Genomic DNA, 21369 nt, shown 5'->3' with positions numbered 1-21369 from the left:
GGCATATCAGCCTGCTCCATCTACTTTTGTTAAAACTACTTTACCATTTACTAAAGAGAAAACCCACCATACAGCATATTCACTTTCCGACATATAATCGGAGAACATGGTGTCAAAATCCTCCATAATATCAGAGTGTGCCATATAATTATAGGCAAGCACAATTCCTTCATTACTCAGCGAGAACGAATATACTATCTTCACATATCCGTTATCTACCTCAACGCTATACAGACCTTTGTTTTTGAACCAGTGTACATCATCAAAATCGATATGTAAAAGAGTTCGTTTCATCTCATCCAGTGAAGCCATTTGACGATCTTCAGGGTTGATGAAGAGCTTGTTTAATTCGGCATCGTTATTAGCCGCTGCCAATTGCTTAAGTCCTTTGAAATAGGTAAGAATAATTTGTCTCTCATCTTCACGAACTTTACGACGATCAGTCAACAGCTTACTGTTTTTTTCTTCGATATTCGATAATTTCACTTGGCTATTATCAGCTAATGGCTTGTACCATTCGAAGCTTTGAAAATAATCCTGCAAACGTTCATTGCTAAACTTATAGCCTCTGCGTGCATAAATTTCATTGGTCAGCAGACGGAGTTCATCCACACTCAAAGTATCTATGTCCTGAGCTTTTAGCAAGACAGTACCACATGTACTACAATCATTAATACCCTGAGCATTAATTACCAAACTTGCAGCAAAAAGAGCTATAGAGAGAACCACTATTCGTATAAACATACCTTTTATCAATAAATTTAGAACATAAAGTAACAAAATCGGAAGCATATTCGGATTGAATATATCAAAAAAATATCAGCCCTAAATATCAAAAGTAAAAAAGCTTTAAAAATAGATTAAACATCAATACTTTATGATACCTATTTATTATCTTGCACAAAGATACTTGTATAGATATGGAAATTGTTAATTAACAATACGAATACCTATAAAAAGACCTAAAGCCTAAACAGGATGCTATTTAATTTTGTTTAATCTGATACATGAGTATATCTTTGCGGTAAATTGAGAATCGCCCGGATAGCATTATCGGTGTAAATACCGATACAATAAGACCTTATTTAAATTACTATACTATGAAACACTGTACTTTTTTATTGTGCTTCTTATTGAGTATGACAAGCTATGCTCAGAAGCAAGACTTTCCGCCGGAGGCAGACCGGGCTTATTGGGCAAATCTGTGTTACAAAATTTCAGCACCCGTACTAAGTAATATGAGCAAAGGTGAGCTCCGAAAGAACATGACTGTCGAAGTGAGTCCTCTCTGGGACAAAAGAGACGTCAGCGTGACTTATATGGAAGCCTTTGGACGTCTCATGGCGGGAATAGCTCCCTGGCTGGCTTTACCGGATGATAACACCAACGAAGGTAAACAGCGTAAACAATTGCGTGAATGGGCATTGATGAGCTATGCACATTCGGTTAACCCCGACAGTCCCGATTATCTGGGATGGAAAGGTCCCAGTCAGGCCTTAGTAGATGCGGCATATATAGCCACCAGTTTTATACGTGCCCCAAAAGCATTGTGGGAACCTCTGGATCAGACTACTAAAGACAGATACATCAAAGAATTTAAAAGTCTCCGAACCATACAACCTCCTTACAATAACTGGATATTATTCAGGGGAATAATAGAGGCGTTTTTAGCAAGTATCGATGAGCAACCCGATGGTTTTGCACTTAGGTTGTCGGTACAAAAAATGGAAGAATGGTATTTGGGAGACGGATGGTATTCCGATGGACCCGAATTTGCGTTAGATTATTACAACGGATATGTAATGCACCCTATGTTGGTGGAAATGATCGAAATTCTCGAAAGCAAAAAGATGTACACGGCCATCAGTTCGGAGTTGGCAATCAGACGCATGCAACGATACAATCAATTGATAGAACGATTGATCTCTCCCGAAGGTACATTTCCGGCAGTGGGGCGTTCGATGACCTATCGCATGGGATCGTTTCAACCTCTGGCTCTGGCTGTCTGGAAATACGGATTACCCAAAAATCTGAGTAACGGAGGTGTACGCAATGCCTTGACTACAATAATGAAAAATATGTTTTCGGTAGAAGGTAATTTCGGTAAAGATGACTTCCTTCAATTGGGTTTTGTTGGGCATCAACCCGAATTGGCAGATTATTACACTAACAATGGTAGTTTATATCTGACATCATTAGTATTTTTGCCTTTGGGATTACCTGCTAATGCTTCTTTCTGGACTGCTCCTGCCGAGGAGTGGACTTCTCAAAAAGCATGGAGCGGCAAGCCATTTGCGAAAGATTACCATGAATCGATAAAAAAATAAAAATAGTTGACAGCTAAACGAGCGTCATTTACCTGTTTACTCATTTACTCAAAAAATATAACCTAAATACATGATAACTATGAAAATTTTGAAAAACAATCTATTAACTTTCTTAGCTCTGGGGATAATGGCTGTCTCGTGTACGCCAAAAGCGGATAAGGAGAAAGCCGAATTTATCGATCAGAATGTTGCGTTTGCATCGGCACAAACATTAAAAATGCTCGAGAGTGTGGGCGAACCCACAGGCAAGAACTATCCTCGCACACTTGATCCTCAGGGGCAATTGGTGGTAACTAATATGTATGACTGGACTCCCGGATTTTTTCCCGGATCGCTTTGGTATCTCTACGAACTTACGGGAGATTCTACCTGGCGAAACCAAGCCAGTAAATGGACGGAGACACTAGAACCTCTTAAAACATTTACCGGTCATCACGATTTGGGTTTTATGATGTATTGCAGCTACGGAAATGCCGAGCGTCTGGCTCCTAAACCCGAATACAAAGACATTCTTATTCAGAGTGCCCAATCGTTATCGTCACGTTACAGTGATGTTACCAAATGTATAAAATCGTGGAATTACCGCAAAGCATGGAACGATACTACCGAGTGGTTCTATCCGGTAATTATAGATAATATGATGAATCTCGAAATGCTGTTTTATGCTTCGAAAGTGAGTGGCGACAAACGTTATTACGACATTGCGGTGAGTCATGCCAATACAACTTTAAAGAATCATTTCAGAGACGATTTCAGCACCTACCACGTGGTAGATTACGACACTATTACGGGTGTTGTAAAAGATCAGGCAACTTGTCAGGGTTACAGCGACAATTCGACCTGGTCACGCGGACAAGCATGGGCTATTTATGGCTATACAATGATGTTCCGTGAAACAAAAGACTCCTCCTATCTTAATGCAGCTATCAAAGCAACAGACTTTTATTTAAAGAACCTGCCCGAAGATCTTGTTCCACTTTGGGATTTCAATGTCGGACAAGAGGGATATACCCCTGAAGGTAAATCGTATGCAGTAGAGTTTAAAGAAAAACTCAGAGATGCTTCGGCAGCGGCAATCGTGTGTTCAGGTTTGTTCGAATTGGGTCAGTTATCAAATAACAAAACCTATATCGACAAGGCTGTGAAAATGTTACAAAGCCTTGCTTCACCCAATTATAGAGCAGCATTGGGCAGCAACGGCAATTTTATTTTGATGCATAGCGTGGGAAGTATTCCTCATAAAAACGAAATTGATGTACCTTTGTGTTACGCCGATTATTATTTTTTAGAGGCTTTGGTAAGATATAAGAATTTGAAACAATAAATATTGTAGGGGTGGGGTTCTACCCTACCCTCATATAAACGGGCAGAGTATAACCCTGCCCCTACCACGAAGCATTTGTATTCTATTATTAGGCATATTTTAAACTTTAAACAACAAAAATAAACCATGGTCAAAAAATTATTTTCCATCTGCTGTGTATTAGCAATGGGAATGTCATTGGGAGCTCAGGACAAACTTCCCTTTTGGCGTGATATGAATGTGTTGTCGGTAAATAAAGAGAAACCACGAACCACATTTATGTCATACGACAACAAGGCGGAGGCTTTGACGGGCAAATACGAAAACAGCAAGTACTACGAACTGCTCAACGGTACATGGAAGTTTTACTATGTGGACGCATTCGGCAAATTACCTGCCAATGTAACCGATGCCAATGTAAATACTTCGTCGTGGAGCGATATAAAAGTTCCGGGCAACTGGGAGGTGCAGGGTTTCGGTACTCCTATCTATATCAATCACGGATACGAGTTTAAGCCACGCAATCCGCAGCCACCGCTTCTACCCGACGATAATCCGGTAGGTGTTTATCGCAGAGAGATAGATATTCCTGCCGATTGGATGAGCCGCGATATTTACCTGCACATTGCCGGAGCAAAATCGGGCGTATATGTGTATGTAAACGGCAAAGAGGTGGGTTATAGCGAAGATTCTAAGAACCCTGCCGAATTTCTGCTGAACAAATATGTACAACCCGGAAAAAACTCTTTAGCCATAAAGATATTCAGATGGAGCACAGGATCTTATCTCGAATGTCAGGATTTCTGGCGTATCAGTGGAATCGAACGGGATGTATTCCTTTGGTCGCAACCCAAAACGGCAGTCAACGATTTCAGAGTAATATCGACATTGGATGATACGTACAAAAACGGAATATTCAAATTGGATATCGACGTAAAGAATACAAACTCATCGCCATCGGCAGTAAATGTCAGTTACGAATTGGTTGACTCGAAAGGTAAAACCGTAGCAAGTGCTTCGAGCCCTCTCAATATCGAAGCTAACAGCAAAAAAACGGTCAACTTTGATGCTGCATTGGACAATGTATCTACATGGACTTCGGAACATCCCAATCTGTACAAGTTGATTATGACTGTACAAAAAGGAAATGAAACTGCCGAGGTAGTACCTTTTCATGTCGGATTCCGTAAAATAGAGATCAAAGAAAGCGACTACATTATCAATGGCAAAAAACAAAGCCTGTTCTTTGTAAACGGACAACCTGTAAAATTAAAAGGAACTAATATACATGAGGTTAGTCAATACACAGGGCATTATGTGACTCCCGAAGAAATGCGTCGCAACTTCGAATTGATGAAAAAGAACAACATCAATACCGTTCGTTTGAGCCATTATCCTCAAGATCGCAAATTTTACGAAATGTGCGATGAGTACGGTTTGTATGTGTATGACGAAGCCAATATCGAATCGCACGGTATGTATTATAGTTTGAGCAAAGGCAAGTCGTTGGGTAACAACCTCGATTGGTTGGCGAACCACTTGTACAGAACCGAAAATATGTTCGAAAGAAACAAGAATTACCCATCGGTAACCATCTGGTCGTTAGGAAATGAAGCCGGAAACGGATACAATTTCTACCAGACTTATTTGTGGCTGAAAGAAAAGGACAAAAATTTGATGAACCGCCCCGTAAATTACGAACGTGCTTTGTGGGAATGGAACACCGACATGTATGTGCCTCAATATCCTTCGGCAGCATGGCTGGAAGAAATTGGCAAAGAAGGTAGCGATCGTCCGGTAGTTCCATCGGAATATGCTCATGCCATGGGTAATTCGACAGGAGACTTTCACGGGCAATGGAACGCCATCTACAAATACCCTCATCTGCAAGGCGGATATATATGGGAATGGATAGACCATGCTTTGTTGGCTTACGACAAAAACGGTAAACCGTATTGGACGTATGGTGGCGACTATGGTACTAATATGCCTTCGGACGGAAACTTCGTAGCCGATGGTTTGATAGGTCCCGACCAACGCCCCCACCCTGCTATGGCTGAGATTAAATACAACCTTCAGAACATAGGGTTTGAGGCTGTCGATTTATCAAAAGGAGAGGTAAAAATCACCAATAGGTTCTACTTCTCGGATCTTTCGAAATATCAAATAAAATACAGAATCTATAAAAACGGAACTTTAATAAAAGAAGCCGTTCTTCCTGTATCGCTTGCAGCTCAGGAGTCTAAAACAGTAACTATTCCTGTTGAAGGCTTGAAGCCCGAAGCCGGTGCAGAGTATTTTGTGAATTTCGAGGTGACAAGTAAAGAGGCTACTCCGCTTGTTCCTGCCAATTATATAGTGGCTTACGACCAGTTTCAACTGCCAATCACCGCTGATAAGAAGGAATACAAATCACCGAATGCTCCTGCATTGAATATAGCGGAACAAAATGGAGTTATCACCGTTTCGTCTTCTAAAGTCAATTTCACTTTAGATACATCGAAAGGGTTAGTAACCTCATACAAGGTTGATGGTCAAGAATATTTCAAAGACGGATTTGGTATTCAGCCTAACTTCTGGAGAGCTCCTAATGACAACGATTATGGCAACAGAGCTCCAAGCCGTTTACAAATATGGAAGCAATCGAGCAAAGATTTTAACATTGTAGATCATAAAGCAACCAAAGATGGCGATAATGTCTTGCTAAGTGTAGATTATCTATTGGCAGCAGGTAACCATTATATTATCAACTATAAGATTTACCCTTCGGGCGTAGTCAATATATCGTCTCGCTTTACAGCTCTCGAAGGAGCTAAAGAAGCAAGCATAGGTAAATCTGAAGCCGAATTGATGGCAACTTATACACCTAAGGCAAAAGCGGAAGCTAAAGCCAAAAGCAATGTACTGGAAGTTCCACGTATAGGCGTACGATTCAGAGTACCTGCGGGAATGGACAATATCGAATATTTCGGACGTGGACCTGAGGAAAATTATATCGACCGCTTTATGGGTACTATGGTTGGACAATACAAGGCTAAAGCCGAAGATTTATATTATCCGTATGTACGTCCGCAAGAAAACGGTCATCATATTGATACCCGTTGGTTGACCGCCACTCAGAACAATGGCAAAGGCTTATTGATTCAGGCAGAAAACACAATCGGATTCAATGCACTGAGAAACTCGGTAGAGGATTTCGACTCGGAAGAGGCTGATGCCGACTATCAATGGAACAACTTCTCACCCGAAGAAATAGCCAACAAGGATCTGAAAAAAGCCAGAAACATTCTACCTAAACATACGCATATCAATGATATATCGCCTCGCGATTTTGTCGAAATTTGTGTAGATCTGAAACAACAAGGTGTAGGTGGTTACGACAGCTGGGGCGCTCGTCCGATACCCGAAGCAACTATTTACTCGGATGAGGAATACAATTGGTCATTTACTTTGATCCCTGTATCAGGTGCAAAAGATGCTGCTTCGAAAGCCGGATTGAAATATTAAGGTTTCAAACCTGTTTAATGCTTTAATGTAGGGGTTCAGACAAACCGGTCTAACCCCTACAAACTAAAGCAGATTATTAAAAGCCTGTTAATTTGTATCTAATCAATTACCTAAATAGTCAATTTGCAAAGTCGAGATAAACAAATAAGGTATTATTTGCTATCTTAGCAGGACTAAAAAGGCATATTTTATTAACTCATTAATTAATTAAAATGAAAACAAGCATAGAAGAACGTTGGGGTACGCATCCTGATGATGTCAAAAAATACGACACTACGCAGTTGCGTAAAGAGTTTCTGGTTGAAAAACTATTTGATGCCGATTCGGTATTGATGACTTATACTCACAACGACCGCTTAATTATTGGTGGTGCCCTACCGGTAAAAGAAGCATTGAAACTCGAGACAGTCGATTTGATTCGTTCGGAATATTTCTGCGAACGTCGCGAATTGGGTATTATCTGTATCGAAGGCGAAGGATCGGTCACTGTTGATGGTACCGAATATCAATTGGTTTTTAAAGATGCAGTTTACGTAGGTCGTGGCTCAAAAGAAGTGATCTTCAAAAGTAAAGACGGCAATAAACCTGCTAAATTTTACTTTGCATCATCGCCCGCTCACAAAGCGTATCCTACGACAGCAATTACTTCCGAAATGCGTCGCACCAGAGATTTGGGAGCACCTGCAACCTCAAACGAACGTTTGTTGAACCAAATTATATTGAGTGAGATTGTACCTTGCTGCCAATTGCAAATGGGTATGACCGAATTGAAAGAAGGCAGTGTATGGAATACTATGCCTCCACATACACACTCGCGTCGTATGGAAGCATACTTCTACTTCAAAATACCCGAGCAACAAGCAGTGTGCCACTTTATGGGACAACCTCAGGAAACACGTCATATTTTTATGGCTAACGAGCAGGCGGTTATTTCTCCATCGTGGTCTATTCACTCGGCAGCAGGCACAAGCAACTATACTTTTATATGGGCTATGTGCGGCGAAAATCTGGCTTATGATGATATGGATACTTTCACGGCTGACAAGTTGAGATAAGTTCCTCAAAGACATATATAGAGCAAAAGACAGGCACATAATGCCTGTCTTTTTTATTTACAGAAAAGACCTCTTTAATATCTCATTTAACACTCCCCGGAAAGAATACAAGAGATAAAAAAGATAACAATCTGATACTTAAAATAGGAATTTTCGCCCTTTTTTCACTATATTTGCTTGAAAGCAGTCTAACTTAAAGACAAACGCTCAAAAAGAAATAAAAATTCTATGTCGCATATCCCTCCATTAGTAAGTGATTTGGCTCTTATTCTGATAACAGCCGGAATAGTAACAATATTATTTAAACTCTTAAAACAACCTGTTGTACTAGGCTATATTGTAGCAGGTTTCCTGATAAGTCCACATTTCGTACTGTTTCCATCCGTAGCCGATATAGGTAATATAAACACCTGGGCGGAGATTGGGGTAATCTTTCTCTTATTCGCCCTCGGACTCGAATTCAGTTTTAAGAAACTGATAGATGTAGGCGGAACAGCCTCTATTGCCACCCTCATCAATATGGGATCGATGATAGCGATTGGATACGTTATCGGGCAACTCTTGGGCTGGACGCAAATGGAAAGTGTATTTTTGGGTGGCATGCTCTCCATGTCATCTACCACCATTATCATAAAGGCATTCAACGATATGAAATTGCAGAAGAAAAAATTTGCAAATATCGTCTTCGGGATGCTTATAGTAGAAGATCTCGCAGCCATACTTATGATGGTATTATTGTCAACAGTAGCAGGAAGCGGTGATGCAGAAGGGTCAGGATTACTCGAAAATTCCCTTAAACTCGTATTCTTCATGATGATATGGTTTGTAGTAGGTATTTACCTGATACCAACCTTCCTTAAAAAACTAAAAAAACACCTCAACGACGAAACTTTGGTTATTGTAGCCGTGGGTTTATGTCTGGGTATGGTATTATTTGCCGATACAGTTGGCTTTTCGGCGGCACTGGGAGCCTTTATTATGGGATCGATACTTGCCGAAACCATCGAATCGAAGCATATAGAGCATCTTATCGAACCTATCAAAAATCTGTTCGGAGCAGTATTTTTTGTTTCGGTAGGTATGATGATAGTTCCAAGTATTGTTCTGGAGTATGCCATTCCTATCCTCATTCTTACAGTAGTAGTTCTGGTAGGTCGTGTAATATTTGCCTCTTTGGGTGTTCTCGCTTCGGGCGAAGGCCTCAAGGTATCTATACAGGCTGGATTTAGTTTAGCACAAATTGGCGAATTTTCATTTATCATAGCTACACTCGGTATGCAATTGGGTGTTATCAGCAACTTTATATATCCTATAATAGTAGCAGTATCGGTCATCACGACCTTTACAACCCCCTACTTTATAAAGGCTTCGACACCTATATATGAAGCTATAGAGAAAAGAATACCCCCGAAGTGGAACAAACTGATTACGGGCTATTCTTCATCGAGTCGTAAAACAGTTAACAGACAGAACGACTGGAATGTTTTACTTAAAAAAGTGATTACCACCGTAGCTATTTATTTTGTCTTATCGCTGGCAGTTTTCTTTACTTGCAGAGAACTCCTCTACTGGCCTATAATGAGTTATATTCCTAACTTGGGAGGACGAATCGCAGCAGCTATCATAACTATCCTACTCATGGGACCGTTTATGCAGGCTATCATGAGAAATAACAGCAAAACCGAAGAGCATGAAAGATTATGGAAAGATAATCACTTTAACAAGGGTGCTTTAATTGCACTCAATTTATTACGGATTGCCCTGTGTGTGATTCTTATCCTTATGGTGCTTATCCCTCTATTCCCCAGAGCAACAGGTCTGCTATTGGTAACCTCGGTAGTTATTGCTATCGGTATTACTTTCTTCCAAGGGTTTAAAAAACAAACCAATAAGATGGAGAAGCAGTTTCTTGAGAACTTAAATGACAAAGAGATTTCCGAAGATAAAGAAGGCACAATCAATCAGCAGGTAAAGACCGATCTTTTGAATAAAAACATCCACCTTGAAGAGATCGAAGTTCCTCAAGATTCGCCACGAATAGGAAAAACTTTGGCGGAACTTAATTTCAGACAAACTACAGGTGTAGATATAGTAAGTATAATCAGAGGTGATCTTAAAATAAACATTCCCGACCCGAACGAATGTATCTACCCATTCGATAAACTTATTGTTGCCGGTACGGATGAAGAACTACAAACATTTATTACTGCTCTCGAAGAGAAGAGATTGAAACAGCATACCAGCACTCAATATCAAATAAGCCTCACTCAATATGAATTGGAAGAAGGTTGCTCATTAATTGGAAAAGCAATTAAAGATTCTCAGATAAGAGAAAAAACAGATACCATGATTATTGGTATAGACCGCAACGATGAAGCCATTACCGATATATCGGCAAATACAATATTAGAAGAGGGTGATATATTGTGGCTTGCGGGTGAACAGAATAAGCTGGATCATTTTGCTGAGAATATAAACCAATGATGAAGAGTCTCGGTCTTATCCTGTTAAAGCAATTACATTTCTAATATTCACAGGATAGACACTATAGATTTTTCCTACAATAAACGATAAAAAAGTCTGAGACTTAAAAAAAGAAGAAACGAGCTACTTTTGCAGAAGTTGTAGCTCGTTTTACATAAAAAAACTTAAGAATCCTTTTTAGACTAGCCATGTAAAAGTTGATTATTATAGACATAAACAGTAAAATATTTTCTGAATTATGTTCTGTTATATCAAACTCTCCTATTGAGTTGAATTTTAGCATATAAGACCAGTATACAAGAAAATGTTTATCTACTACCGGCACCTTTCAAATAATTATTCCCACCAAAACAATTTTATTAGTTTCCGGCATTCATAACAACTTGTGGCAAAAGAGTACTATAAATTAAACTAACGACACAAAACACTATCGTTTCTTAGATTATTTATATAATTCCAGTATAAATAATTTATAAATTATAAACACTTATGCTCTAGAAAAGTTTTAGAAATTGAAAAAAAGGTATTTTGCAAATAGTAAACAGCCTCAAAGCCTACCTTCAAGGGTTTTATCTATACTGAAAACACAGAAGCAATCGAAGTATGAAAAAGAAGAATAAAATGGGATATTCTGTAATCAATCTGTCGGCAAATACGCCTACATACCCAACTTTTACTCGAAACTCAAAAGGATGGATTAATTATGGAACAGATAATAATCTGCCTCAACGTATTATTGATCTGAATAACGAATCGGCAGTAAATAAGTCGATCATAGAAAACAAAGTGACATATATATGCGGTTCGGGCATAGATGATACATTGTACTCGGGGCAGCCTAATACCAACGAAGACTGGGATACTTTAATAGAGAAGATAGCCAAAGATTATACGACTTTCGGCGGTTTTTGTTTTCAAGTTGTGCTTAATAAGAACGGGAGTAATGTCAGCCTCTTTCATACCGATTTCAGTAAAATACGTGTAGGAGAAACCAATGAATATGGTACACCTCTTAATTTTTTCTTGTCAAATGATTGGCGAAAAACCAGTGGACAATATGCACCTGCACAGATAAAAGCATATGCTTCTGAAGAATTACAGCAGGGTGTGCCTTATCTGTATTATTACAAAGATTACGAGCCAAGTTTAGATTATTACCCTGTACCTCATTACTTTTCGGCACTCAATTACATAGAAGCCGATGGTTTATTAGGTAAGTTTTATCGTAATTCTATAAATAATGGCTTTGCTCCTTCGGTAATTATTACCATACCAAGCAACCCCGGTGATGAAGCTAAACAACAGTTTAACAAAGACATGACTGCTTCTTTTGCGGGTACAAACGGAGCCAATTCAATTGTTGTTCTATATGGTGAAAGTCAGGATATCAAACCCGAAGTAACGCCTTTCACAGCCAGTGGCAATGCCGACTTATACAACAACGTCAACGAAGTTATTTTCCAGAAAATTATATCGGCTCACCGACTCTCCTCTCCTACTCTTGCAGGTATCTCGGGTTCGGGTAATTTGAGTGGCAATGCGAGTGAGATAATCAACTCATTTATTTTGTACAATTACACTGTCATTCATAAACTCCGCCGTAAAATTCTGGATACGCTGAATATTTTCGTAATCAACAACGGATATAATAAGCTAACAGTAAAAGAACTGGAAGTTATAACACAAATAAAAGAGTATGAAGGTAAAATCAGCAGTGATGAACCCTCGAAACAAAAGTCTCCAGCCATCTGATTTGCTCATCAAAAAACTATAAAACCGATGTATACACCTATCACATTAATAAACGAGGAGTTGTTTAAACTACATTCTCCAATTACGGGAAATACCGATCTTACCGAATTTGTCCCTTACCTGTCTATTGCTCAGGAGTTATATATTGCCCCCTTATTAGGCGAATCGTTGATGAGCGAATTAAAACTTCAGATTTCACAGAACTCTCTGGATGAATCCAACAGCAATCTTGTTGTAAAGATTGCTCCTGCTTTAGCGTTCTTTGCCATCTATCAGGGATTACCCTTTCATTGGGCAACCATCGTAAATAAAGGAATAACTATTCGCGAAAGTGAAAACAGCAAGGGGATCGACATCAAGGATGTGGCTCAACTCCGCCGCTGGATTCGGGATGATGCCGAGATTTTTGTCAGCCTGTTAACCGATTTTCTTTGTTCGTCCAAAGAGAAATATCCTCTGTGGAAACCTGATAAAGATTATTGTTCGTCATGCGGTCAGCAGTCTACTCCTTTCGATAGTGGATTTTATTTTCCGAAACAGTAATGTATAACCTATCCCCTTTTATTTTTCATGAAAGGGGATATTTTTATTCTCCGGCTTTTCATTTCTTTTTCAGATCAATGAAATATTAAAAACCTTAAAGATCAAAATACCTTTACTAAAAAGTACTATCTTTGCCATCCCTAAAAAAACAGAGATATTATAATGTTTATTACTCGCTCCAATACAATATTAGCTATATAGCTAGGCTATACAGCCAATTAGTGCTTACTCCAAAAATCTTTGGAGAACTTTTATCCCGTTTATTAGTTTATAATCTCATGCTTACTTTCTCTACAAGAGAAAAAGTAATACGCTATCAATAAAATATTCCCAATGAATAATAATTGGAAAAAAACTTTTGCAATAATATGGAGCGGTCAGTTATTCTCGACCCTCACCAGTTCGATCGTCGGATATGCGGTTGTATTTTGGCTTAGCCTAAAAACCGAATCGGCCGAAGTATTAGCCTATGCCATGATAGCTACTCTTCTGCCTCAGCTTGTACTCGGATTGTTTACAGGTGTTTTTGTAGATCGCTGGAACCGAAAATTAACCATGATATTTGCAGATAGCTTCATAGCCATTTGTACGGCTATCATGTGTCTTATGTTTTATTTTGATTCGGTTACTATCTGGCAAATATATCTGCTGTTGATATTACGTTCGGCGGGCAGTGCTTTTCATACCCCTGCCATGCAAGCCAGTGTTCCGCTATTGGCTCCCGAATCGGAACTGATGAGAGTAGCCGGGGTTAATCAGATGATTTTTTCGATCAGTAATATAGCAGGTCCTGCATTGGCTGCATTACTTATAAATATCATGGATATGACTTATGTATTGTCCCTCGATATTATAGGGGCAGTAATAGCCTGCGTGTCGCTGCTCTTTGTTACGATTCCCAATCCCGAAAAGAAAGTTACTGACAAACTACCCAATATTATGGGAGAAATAAAAGAAGGACTACACGCTATATTTGGCACACAAGGTCTCAAATGGGTATTACTCTGTGATATTGCGATGTTATTTTTTATCATTCCCATCTCAGCATTATTTCCGCTTATTACCCTTACTCATTTTATGGGAGATACATACGACATGAGTATTGTTGAGGCTGCGTGGGGAGTCGGTATATTTATAGGAGGGGCACTTATCGGTATGAAGAAAATAAAGATGATGAATAAAATTGTACTCATTGGTACTTTTAGTATTATTATCGGGTTAACCTCTCTGCTATCGGGATTGCTGCCTGCAAACGGACTTATTTGGTTCATCGCTCTAACAGGAATCAGTGGTATTGGTGGCGCTATCTGGAACAGTGCTTTTACGGTCATACTTCAAACCAAAATAGATCCGTCTCTCTTGGGGCGTGCATTTTCGACTTACGACAGTTTGATGCTGATGCCTTCTATACCTGGATTGTTAGCGACCGGATTTGTTGCTGATGCTATCGGGATAACCAATGTATTTGTTATCGCAGGAATTGCAATCTGCCTGATCGGATGTTTATTCTTCATTATACCATCGGTAGTGAGCTTAGGAAAATCGACAGTGGGTAAATACGAATAAGTAAGATCATATATTTTAGATAATGATACTAAAATCCATAGTGAAGCCGCAAAAACGATTCTTGTATATCTTATAATCGGTAATTCCTGCTTCTTTTAAAATTTTCTCAAGCTTCTTTCGCGAGAGTAAATACATATAATCGCCCGAAGCCCATTTCTGGGGAGTAAATTGTAATATTCTATCAAATATGCGCTTGGGAAGCCAATGAATCAACGGGTATCTGGTATGCACTTCAAAAGGAAAATATCTATTTGGGGTAGTGAAGTATACTCTCTTGCAAGTTCTTTTGAGTTCTTTTAAGAACAGAACTTGTCTTTCTATATCTCCAACATGTTCTATGACTGCATTAGACCAACCGATATCGAAAGATTTATCTTCAAAAGGAAAATAAAACCCATCATATACAATTGAATTAACCTTTGGGTATCTTTTCTTAAATTCCTCATTAGTATCAACACTCAAAGCTGTGATATTCTCTAAATATGGATAGTTTTTCTCTAAAAAGTTATCTACAGGGGAATACTCCCAATTATTAACCCCTACATCCAATATTTTATCAGATTCCAAAGGTCTTATTACATCCAAGAATAACTTATATTTCGAAGTTCTGTTATTTTTACTGATTAAGTTTGCGATCATAAATAAACAATTTTAACAAAATGTCAATAAATGCATAAATATACTCTAAAAAATATTCGCTTAAATCATTCCTGCTAAAAAACATGAAATATTATTTGTATTTCATTTACAATTTACTTTCCTTTATTAAAATCTTACTATAAACAATATTTACAAACTTAAAAAACACAATTCTTTATGAAAAAAAATTATTTATGGACACTCCTTCTTTTCTGCTTTTTATTATCTTGTTCTCAAGACAAAGAATTTATTCCAGAAGAAACAACGTCTTCTTTACGAACTTTAGCAGATGGAAATAATGATGCACTTGGGTTTAGTTATGATATAACAGATAACTACCTTGATATTGATGCTACAAAATACAGGGTTATTGATATGGATAAATTTGCAAAAGATAACCCTTTACTTATTTACAGACCAAGTTCTACCAAAATAAATCAGGATATCTACGCAGGTAGTGACTCTGAAAATATGCTACAAGATATAATTGAAAAAAGTGGATTTAGTGGATCAGTTGGTTCAAAAGTATTAGAAGAGAGTGGCTCAACAACTAAGAGTATTATCAAAAAGTTATTACCATTTACAGGAACAATAAAAGGAGGCGTTAATAAAGAAAAGCAAGAAACTTATAAATATGCTTCATGTTTCTCTTATGCACAGGCATTCATAAAAAAAAGAGTAAAAAGACTCTATATTGATGCCGATGCAAATCTATTATCAAATTATCTTACAGAGCAATTTACTAAAGACATAAATACGAAATCAGCAGATGAGTTAGTCGCAAAATATGGGACACATGTTTTAGCAGATATTACAATCGGAGGATCTTATAATGTCATTTACAGATCTAGCATTGTTGAAGAAACAAATACTGAAATAAAAAAGAAAACTGTCACTGCCGGTTTAAATGCATCATTAGGTAAGATTGGATTAGATACAAATGGTTCAAGTACTACTGAAGAAACAAAAACATATAGTACAAAAAATACTAATTGGCAAATATCTATAGTTTGCGAAGCTGGAGAAGGCACTGGAACAAGTATGTCATTTGACTCTAGTACTGGAATCACTAATACTTCTATTAATTTTCATAGTTGGCAAGCATCAGTTACAGACAGAAATTCAAAACTCGTTGAAGTAAATTGGAATAAAATCTTTTTCATTTATGATTTTATCAAAGACCCTACAAAAAAAGCTGCTGTCAAAGCCGCTGTTGTTAGATATGTTGCAGGAAGACAATTACAGCTAATGAGCATAATTCCTATGTATACAATATATCACACTCAAGATAAAATTCATATTACAACAACAGGTACACTTTCAGATCATCTAAGAAGTCCGTATTCTACATTTGTTGGTATAGCCGGCTACTGTTTCCCATATCAGGAAAGCACAACAATACCTCTATATGAATATCTATTTAAGAATACACCAGAGCATATCGTTACAACTGATAATTATATGAACTCAAATGTTTCTCAGAAATTTATCATTGGATATGTATATCCATACCAATATCCAGGTACAATTCCTTTAAATGAGTATATGGGAATGCCTCCAGGAAAAAATTATGGCGATCATGTTACTAGTGCATACTCTGATGTAGTACAGAATTATAGTAGAGGAAACTATAAGACCAATTGGAATGTTGGATATGTTTTTCCTCGATTAAGTAAATAACTCCTAAAAAATAAAACACAGCAAAAAAGCTGTGTTTTATTTTTTATTATACCATCGGTAGTGAGCTTAGGAAAATCGACTGTGGGTAAATACGAATAAGAGAAGACAACTTAGGTAAGCAAAATTTCATCTAAAATTCTGCTTACCTCCTTACTCTTTTTTATTACCAATAAGTGATCTGCACCTTCTACAGGATAAACATCTTTCACGCCTTTAAATGGAAACATCTGGTCTTTTGTTCCATGTATATGGTAGAGGTTAGGACACTGAAAGGTTGAATGCCAATTGAGTATCTGAAACAAACTCCATTTCGTATAAAACGGGTCGGTATATGATACGTATTTCTCCATATCTTCGCGTTTAGCATGGTATACAAAGCGAGAAAAGAAATCAAAAACCAAATCACTTGTTTTAAAGAAGCCTATTGGTAAATATTCAGTGAATTTTATTCTATGCCCCACTCTGAAAAGAGCAGGCATTTCATCTCCTACTTTCATCGATGCTATTATAATTGTTTTACAAGGAGTCAGAAACTTATTCATCTCCTGAACAATAATACCTCCAAATGAATATCCAACCAATATAAAGGGCTTTGATGTATCTATATTGACAGACATACGCCGGGTATATTCGGATAGTAATTCGCCTTCATTTGGCATTAACCACTCTATATATTTCTTTTCGAAACCATAAGGCAGATCAATTGTATCGAATACTTTGCAGTTGGCCGACATTCCCGATATAAAATAGACATCCATATGATACAGTATTTATTATTTATCTTTCGACTTTAATTTCACTAAATTATTATTTTTAGTCCGAATCTCCTTAAAATAGCACATTTACTTTCTACTTTTTTCCGCAGTCTCTTGCAATAAACATCACTGAACAATTATTTTCGAATAGAAGCTCTCCCTAAATGTTAATTAAGATTTACCTTATTCGTTGATAACCTTATTTCTATATCTTTAAAGTTTGAACATTTTTTAAACCATTTACCAATGAAAACACTTAAGAAAACTATCTTTTGCCTTTTAGCATCAATACTATTGGTCGGGTGCGGTAATAAGCCTTCCGTGGAAGCAGATTACGCTGTTATCCCATTACCTCAGGAAATTACGAAGTCCGAAGGAGAAGTATTTACGCTGAACAGCAGTACTAAAATTGTTTACCCCAAAGGCAGTGATATTCAAAAGCAAACTGCCGAATTTTTATCCGAATACATTAAATTCAGTACAGGAATCGATCTGAAAATTACAGATGAAGAGTCTGCAGATAATGTGATTATCCTTAAAGCTGATTATAAAGCTGATAAACCCGAATCATACAACCTTACTGTAAATAATAAACAAATAATTATCAACGGTTCGGACGATGCCGGTACATTCTACGGTGTACAAACTTTGCGTAAATCGATGCCTGCCGATGCAACAGAAAACACAGTCGTATTTCCGGCTGTAGATATAAAAGACTATCCCCGTTTTGCATATCGCGGGATGATGCTCGATGTAAGCCGTCATTTCTTTCCTGCCGAATTTATCAAGAAATATATTGATATACTGGCATTACACAATATCAACCGTTTCCACTGGCATATTACTGATGATCAGGGCTGGAGAATCGAGATAAAAAAACATCCCGAATTAACCAAAATCGGATCACAACGCGATCAGACCGTAATCGGGCGGAACTCGGGAGAATTTGACGGAAAACCTTATGGTGGATTTTATACTCAGGAAGAAATCAAAGACATAGTAGCTTATGCTCAAAAAAAATTCATTACCATCATACCCGAAGTGGATCTTCCGGGGCATATGTTGGCAGCATTAGCCACCTATCCAAACTTGGGCTGCACGGGCGGCCCCTATAAAGTGAGTGGAGAATGGGGCGTTTTTGACGATGTACTTTGTGCCGGCAACGACAGTATATATACTTTTCTTGAAGATGTGTATGGTGAGGTAATCGAACTGTTCCCTTCAACATACATACACGTAGGTGGAGATGAATGTCCTAAAGTAAGATGGAAAACATGTCCTAAATGTCAGGCTAAAATAAAAGCAGAAGGTCTGAAAGCTGATGCGAACCACTCTGCCGAAGATAAACTGCAAAGCTATGTTATTTCACGAATCGAGAAATTTCTAAATAGCAGAGGTCGCCAAATAATCGGTTGGGACGAGATCCTTGAAGGAGGCTTAGCTCCAAATGCAACCGTTATGTCGTGGAGAGGTATGGAGGGAGGAATAGCGGCTGCAAAACAACAGCACGACGCAGTAATGACTCCTACCAGCCATCTGTATTTTGATTATTATCAAACACGTGACACTCAGGATGAGCCTCTGGGAATCGGAGGATATGTTCCTATCGAGAAAGTGTACGCTTTCGAACCTGTTCCATCTGAATTAAGTGTCGATGAGCAAAAATATATTATAGGAACACAGGCCAATTTATGGACTGAATATATTGCTGATTCGAAACATGTAGAGTATATGGTATTGCCACGGATGGCTGCTCTGGCAGAAGTGCAATGGACCGAACCTTCGAAGAAAGATTTCACAACCTTTCTGCCTCGTCTGAATAGGCTTTTGAAACTATATGACCGCTTAGGGTTTAACTATGCAAAACATATATTTGACATATCAAGCAAAATTGAACCCAGTGCAGAGAAGAAAGCCATTATGGTTACTTTAGCTACAGCAGATAATGCACCTATCTATTACACTTTGGATGGAACGGCACCCACTGAGAAAAGTTCTAAATATACTCAGCCAATCGAGATAAAGGCAAATGCCGATTTGAAGGCTGTAGCGATAAGAGACGGAAAAGCCAGCAAAATATATTCCGAAAATTTCAGTTTTAATAAGGCTACTTTGAAGAATGTAACATTCGAAGAAGCTCCCAATTCTCAATATACCTACAATGGGGCTATTACTCTGGTTGATGGAAAGAGAGGGCGTCCCTCATTTGCCAGTGGAGAATGGTTGGGCTTCAATAAGAAAGCGATGACAGCCACTGTTGATCTGGAGGAACCGACTGAAGTATCGACCGTTAGCATCGGAACATTTGCAAGTCCCGGTTCTTGGATTTTCGGGGCAAGGCAATTTACAGTGTTTGTTTCTGATGACAACAAGACGTTCAAACAGGTATCGGACGAATCTTATCCTGCCATGACTCAGGATCAAGGAGAAAAGGTTATCGACCTGACTGCTACATTCCCGACAGTAAAAACCCGATATGTAAAGCTTGTTGTTAAAACTGAGCAATCTATTCCTGTATGGCATGCGGGTAAAGGTAAGCCGGCATATATTTTTGTGGATGAAATATCAATTAATTAAAGCATTACAATAAAGTACTCAAATATTAAAGAGCAATATGGATATCATATTGCTCTTTTTATATAAATCGTCCAGACTATAACTTAAAATTTTTTCATTCCCCACTTTTACTCTAAAATACAGTATTCTTATATTCCTCACTGATAGCCGATAGTTAGGTAAATACTTTTCAAAATCACAAAAAGGTCTAATAGCTTATTATGATTTTCGCTAATAAAATGTACCTTTGCAAAATCAAAAATTTCATATCCCAACTCTATTCATGAGTAAAGAAAAGACAGCTATAAGAGCTTCGTATTTTAGTATCGTTGGTAATACAACTTTAGCTATAATTAAATGGTTGGCAGGTTATTTCGGAAATTCTTATGCACTTATTGCTGATGCAATTGAATCTACGGCAGATATATTTTCTTCTATCGCAGTACTTTGTGGCCTCAAGTATTCGAATAAACCCGCCGATGAAAATCATCCTTACGGACATGGACGCATCGAGCCTCTGGTTACTTTTGGAGTAGTTGGTTTCCTCATCATATCGGCTACCATTATTGCTTACGAAAGTATCCAAAATATAAGTGAGCCTCACGAACCACCCAAACCTTTTACTCTTATTGTTTTAGCGGGTATTATTATCTGGAAAGAGATTTCATACCAACTAGTTATAAGAAAAGCCCGACATACCAAAAGCACCTCACTGGTTGCCGATGCATGGCATCACCGCAGCGATGCAATTACTTCAGTTGCTGCCTTTATTGGTATTTCGATAGCCATAGTCATGGGCAAAGGATATGAATCTGCCGATGATTGGGCAGCATTACTCGCATCTTTTATTATTCTATATAATAGCTATAAAATACTTAAGCCTGCTTTAGGCGAAATAATGGACAAGGATATATATCCTGAGATGGCAAATAGTGTATGTGACTTTGCCCGAACCATCGAAGGAGTTTTGGATACTGAGAAGTGTCATGTAAGAAAAACAGGGATGACTTTTTATGTTGATCTGCATATAATTGTAAATAAAAACATAACGGTTAAAGAGGGTCATGATATTGCTCACAATCTGAAAAACAGACTAAAAGAGAAAATGCCCGAAATAGCCGATGTGCTAATTCATGTAGAACCTTCTTGGTAAAACTCATCAATTGTGTTATCTTTACAGAATATTAAATACTGTTTTTTTA

14 protein-coding genes are annotated in these 21369 nt (G+C 38.0%); 11 read left to right on the top strand and 3 right to left on the bottom strand.

The features are described 5' to 3' along the window. Positions 1-6 precede the first annotated feature (6 nt). Entirely contained in the window at positions 7-744 is a 738-nt protein-coding gene (locus G7051_RS11945) for a YARHG domain-containing protein (RefSeq protein WP_166200553.1), read from the bottom strand. A 356-nt stretch (positions 745-1100) separates the two neighbouring features. On the opposite strand from G7051_RS11945, the gene G7051_RS11940 reads away from it, so the two are divergent. From G7051_RS11940 to G7051_RS11905, 8 genes are all read left to right on the top strand, one after another. Further along, positions 1101-2327 (top strand): DUF2264 domain-containing protein, encoded by a 1227-nt coding sequence (locus G7051_RS11940; RefSeq protein ID WP_166200551.1) that lies wholly within the window; start codon positions 1101-1103, stop codon positions 2325-2327. Between the two features lie 79 nt (positions 2328-2406). Beyond that, the gene (locus tag G7051_RS11935; RefSeq protein ID WP_166115539.1) at positions 2407-3651 is read left to right on the top strand and encodes a glycoside hydrolase family 88 protein; all 1245 of its coding nucleotides are present in this window, start codon (positions 2407-2409) and stop codon (positions 3649-3651) included. Between the two features lie 171 nt (positions 3652-3822). Beyond that, entirely contained in the window at positions 3823-7137 is a 3315-nt protein-coding gene (locus tag G7051_RS11930) for a glycoside hydrolase family 2 TIM barrel-domain containing protein (RefSeq protein WP_370523000.1), read from the top strand. Between the two features lie 212 nt (positions 7138-7349). Then, on the top strand, positions 7350-8192 hold the full coding sequence (gene kduI, locus G7051_RS11925) for a 5-dehydro-4-deoxy-D-glucuronate isomerase (protein ID WP_166200547.1): 843 nt from the start codon (positions 7350-7352) through the stop codon (positions 8190-8192). A gap of 228 nt (positions 8193-8420) precedes the next feature. Further along, positions 8421-10676, top strand: coding sequence for a cation:proton antiporter (locus tag G7051_RS11920; RefSeq protein ID WP_166200545.1), 2256 nt, complete (start codon positions 8421-8423; stop codon positions 10674-10676). 603 nt (positions 10677-11279) lie between these two features. Beyond that, positions 11280-12428, top strand: coding sequence for a hypothetical protein (locus tag G7051_RS11915; protein WP_255493210.1), 1149 nt, complete (start codon positions 11280-11282; stop codon positions 12426-12428). A gap of 27 nt (positions 12429-12455) precedes the next feature. Then, entirely contained in the window at positions 12456-12971 is a 516-nt protein-coding gene (locus G7051_RS11910; protein WP_166115531.1) for a DUF6712 family protein, read from the top strand. Positions 12972-13304: 333 nt separating this feature from the next. Then, entirely contained in the window at positions 13305-14537 is a 1233-nt protein-coding gene (locus tag G7051_RS11905) for an MFS transporter (protein WP_166115530.1), read from the top strand. Positions 14538-14552: 15 nt separating this feature from the next. On the opposite strand, the gene G7051_RS11900 is transcribed toward G7051_RS11905, so the two are convergent. Next, complete coding sequence (locus G7051_RS11900) at positions 14553-15176, bottom strand: methyltransferase domain-containing protein (RefSeq protein ID WP_166115528.1); 624 nt, start codon at positions 15174-15176, stop codon at positions 14553-14555. A 177-nt stretch (positions 15177-15353) separates the two neighbouring features. On the opposite strand from G7051_RS11900, the gene G7051_RS11895 reads away from it, so the two are divergent. After that, complete coding sequence (locus G7051_RS11895; RefSeq protein ID WP_166200543.1) at positions 15354-16856, top strand: MAC/perforin domain-containing protein; 1503 nt, start codon at positions 15354-15356, stop codon at positions 16854-16856. Between the two features lie 110 nt (positions 16857-16966). Here the strand turns inward: G7051_RS11895 and G7051_RS11890 are convergent, their stop codons facing one another. Then, positions 16967-17614 (bottom strand): alpha/beta hydrolase, encoded by a 648-nt coding sequence (locus tag G7051_RS11890; RefSeq protein ID WP_166200541.1) that lies wholly within the window; start codon positions 17612-17614, stop codon positions 16967-16969. Between the two features lie 243 nt (positions 17615-17857). Here G7051_RS11890 and G7051_RS11885 point away from each other — a divergent pair, with 243 nt between their 5' ends. Together G7051_RS11885 and G7051_RS11880 are read left to right on the top strand one after the other, a co-directional pair. Further along, positions 17858-20188 (top strand): glycoside hydrolase family 20 protein, encoded by a 2331-nt coding sequence (locus G7051_RS11885; RefSeq protein WP_166200539.1) that lies wholly within the window; start codon positions 17858-17860, stop codon positions 20186-20188. A 262-nt stretch (positions 20189-20450) separates the two neighbouring features. Further along, positions 20451-21320 carry a cation diffusion facilitator family transporter gene (locus G7051_RS11880; protein WP_166115522.1) on the top strand — a complete coding sequence of 290 codons (870 nt, stop codon included), beginning with the start codon at positions 20451-20453 and terminating at the stop codon, positions 21318-21320. Positions 21321-21369: the final 49 nt, after the last annotated feature.

Source organism: Dysgonomonas sp. HDW5B, assembly GCF_011299335.1.
Lineage (GTDB): Bacteria > Bacteroidota > Bacteroidia > Bacteroidales > Dysgonomonadaceae > Dysgonomonas_A.
This window is presented reverse-complemented; position numbering and strand designations above follow the sequence as displayed.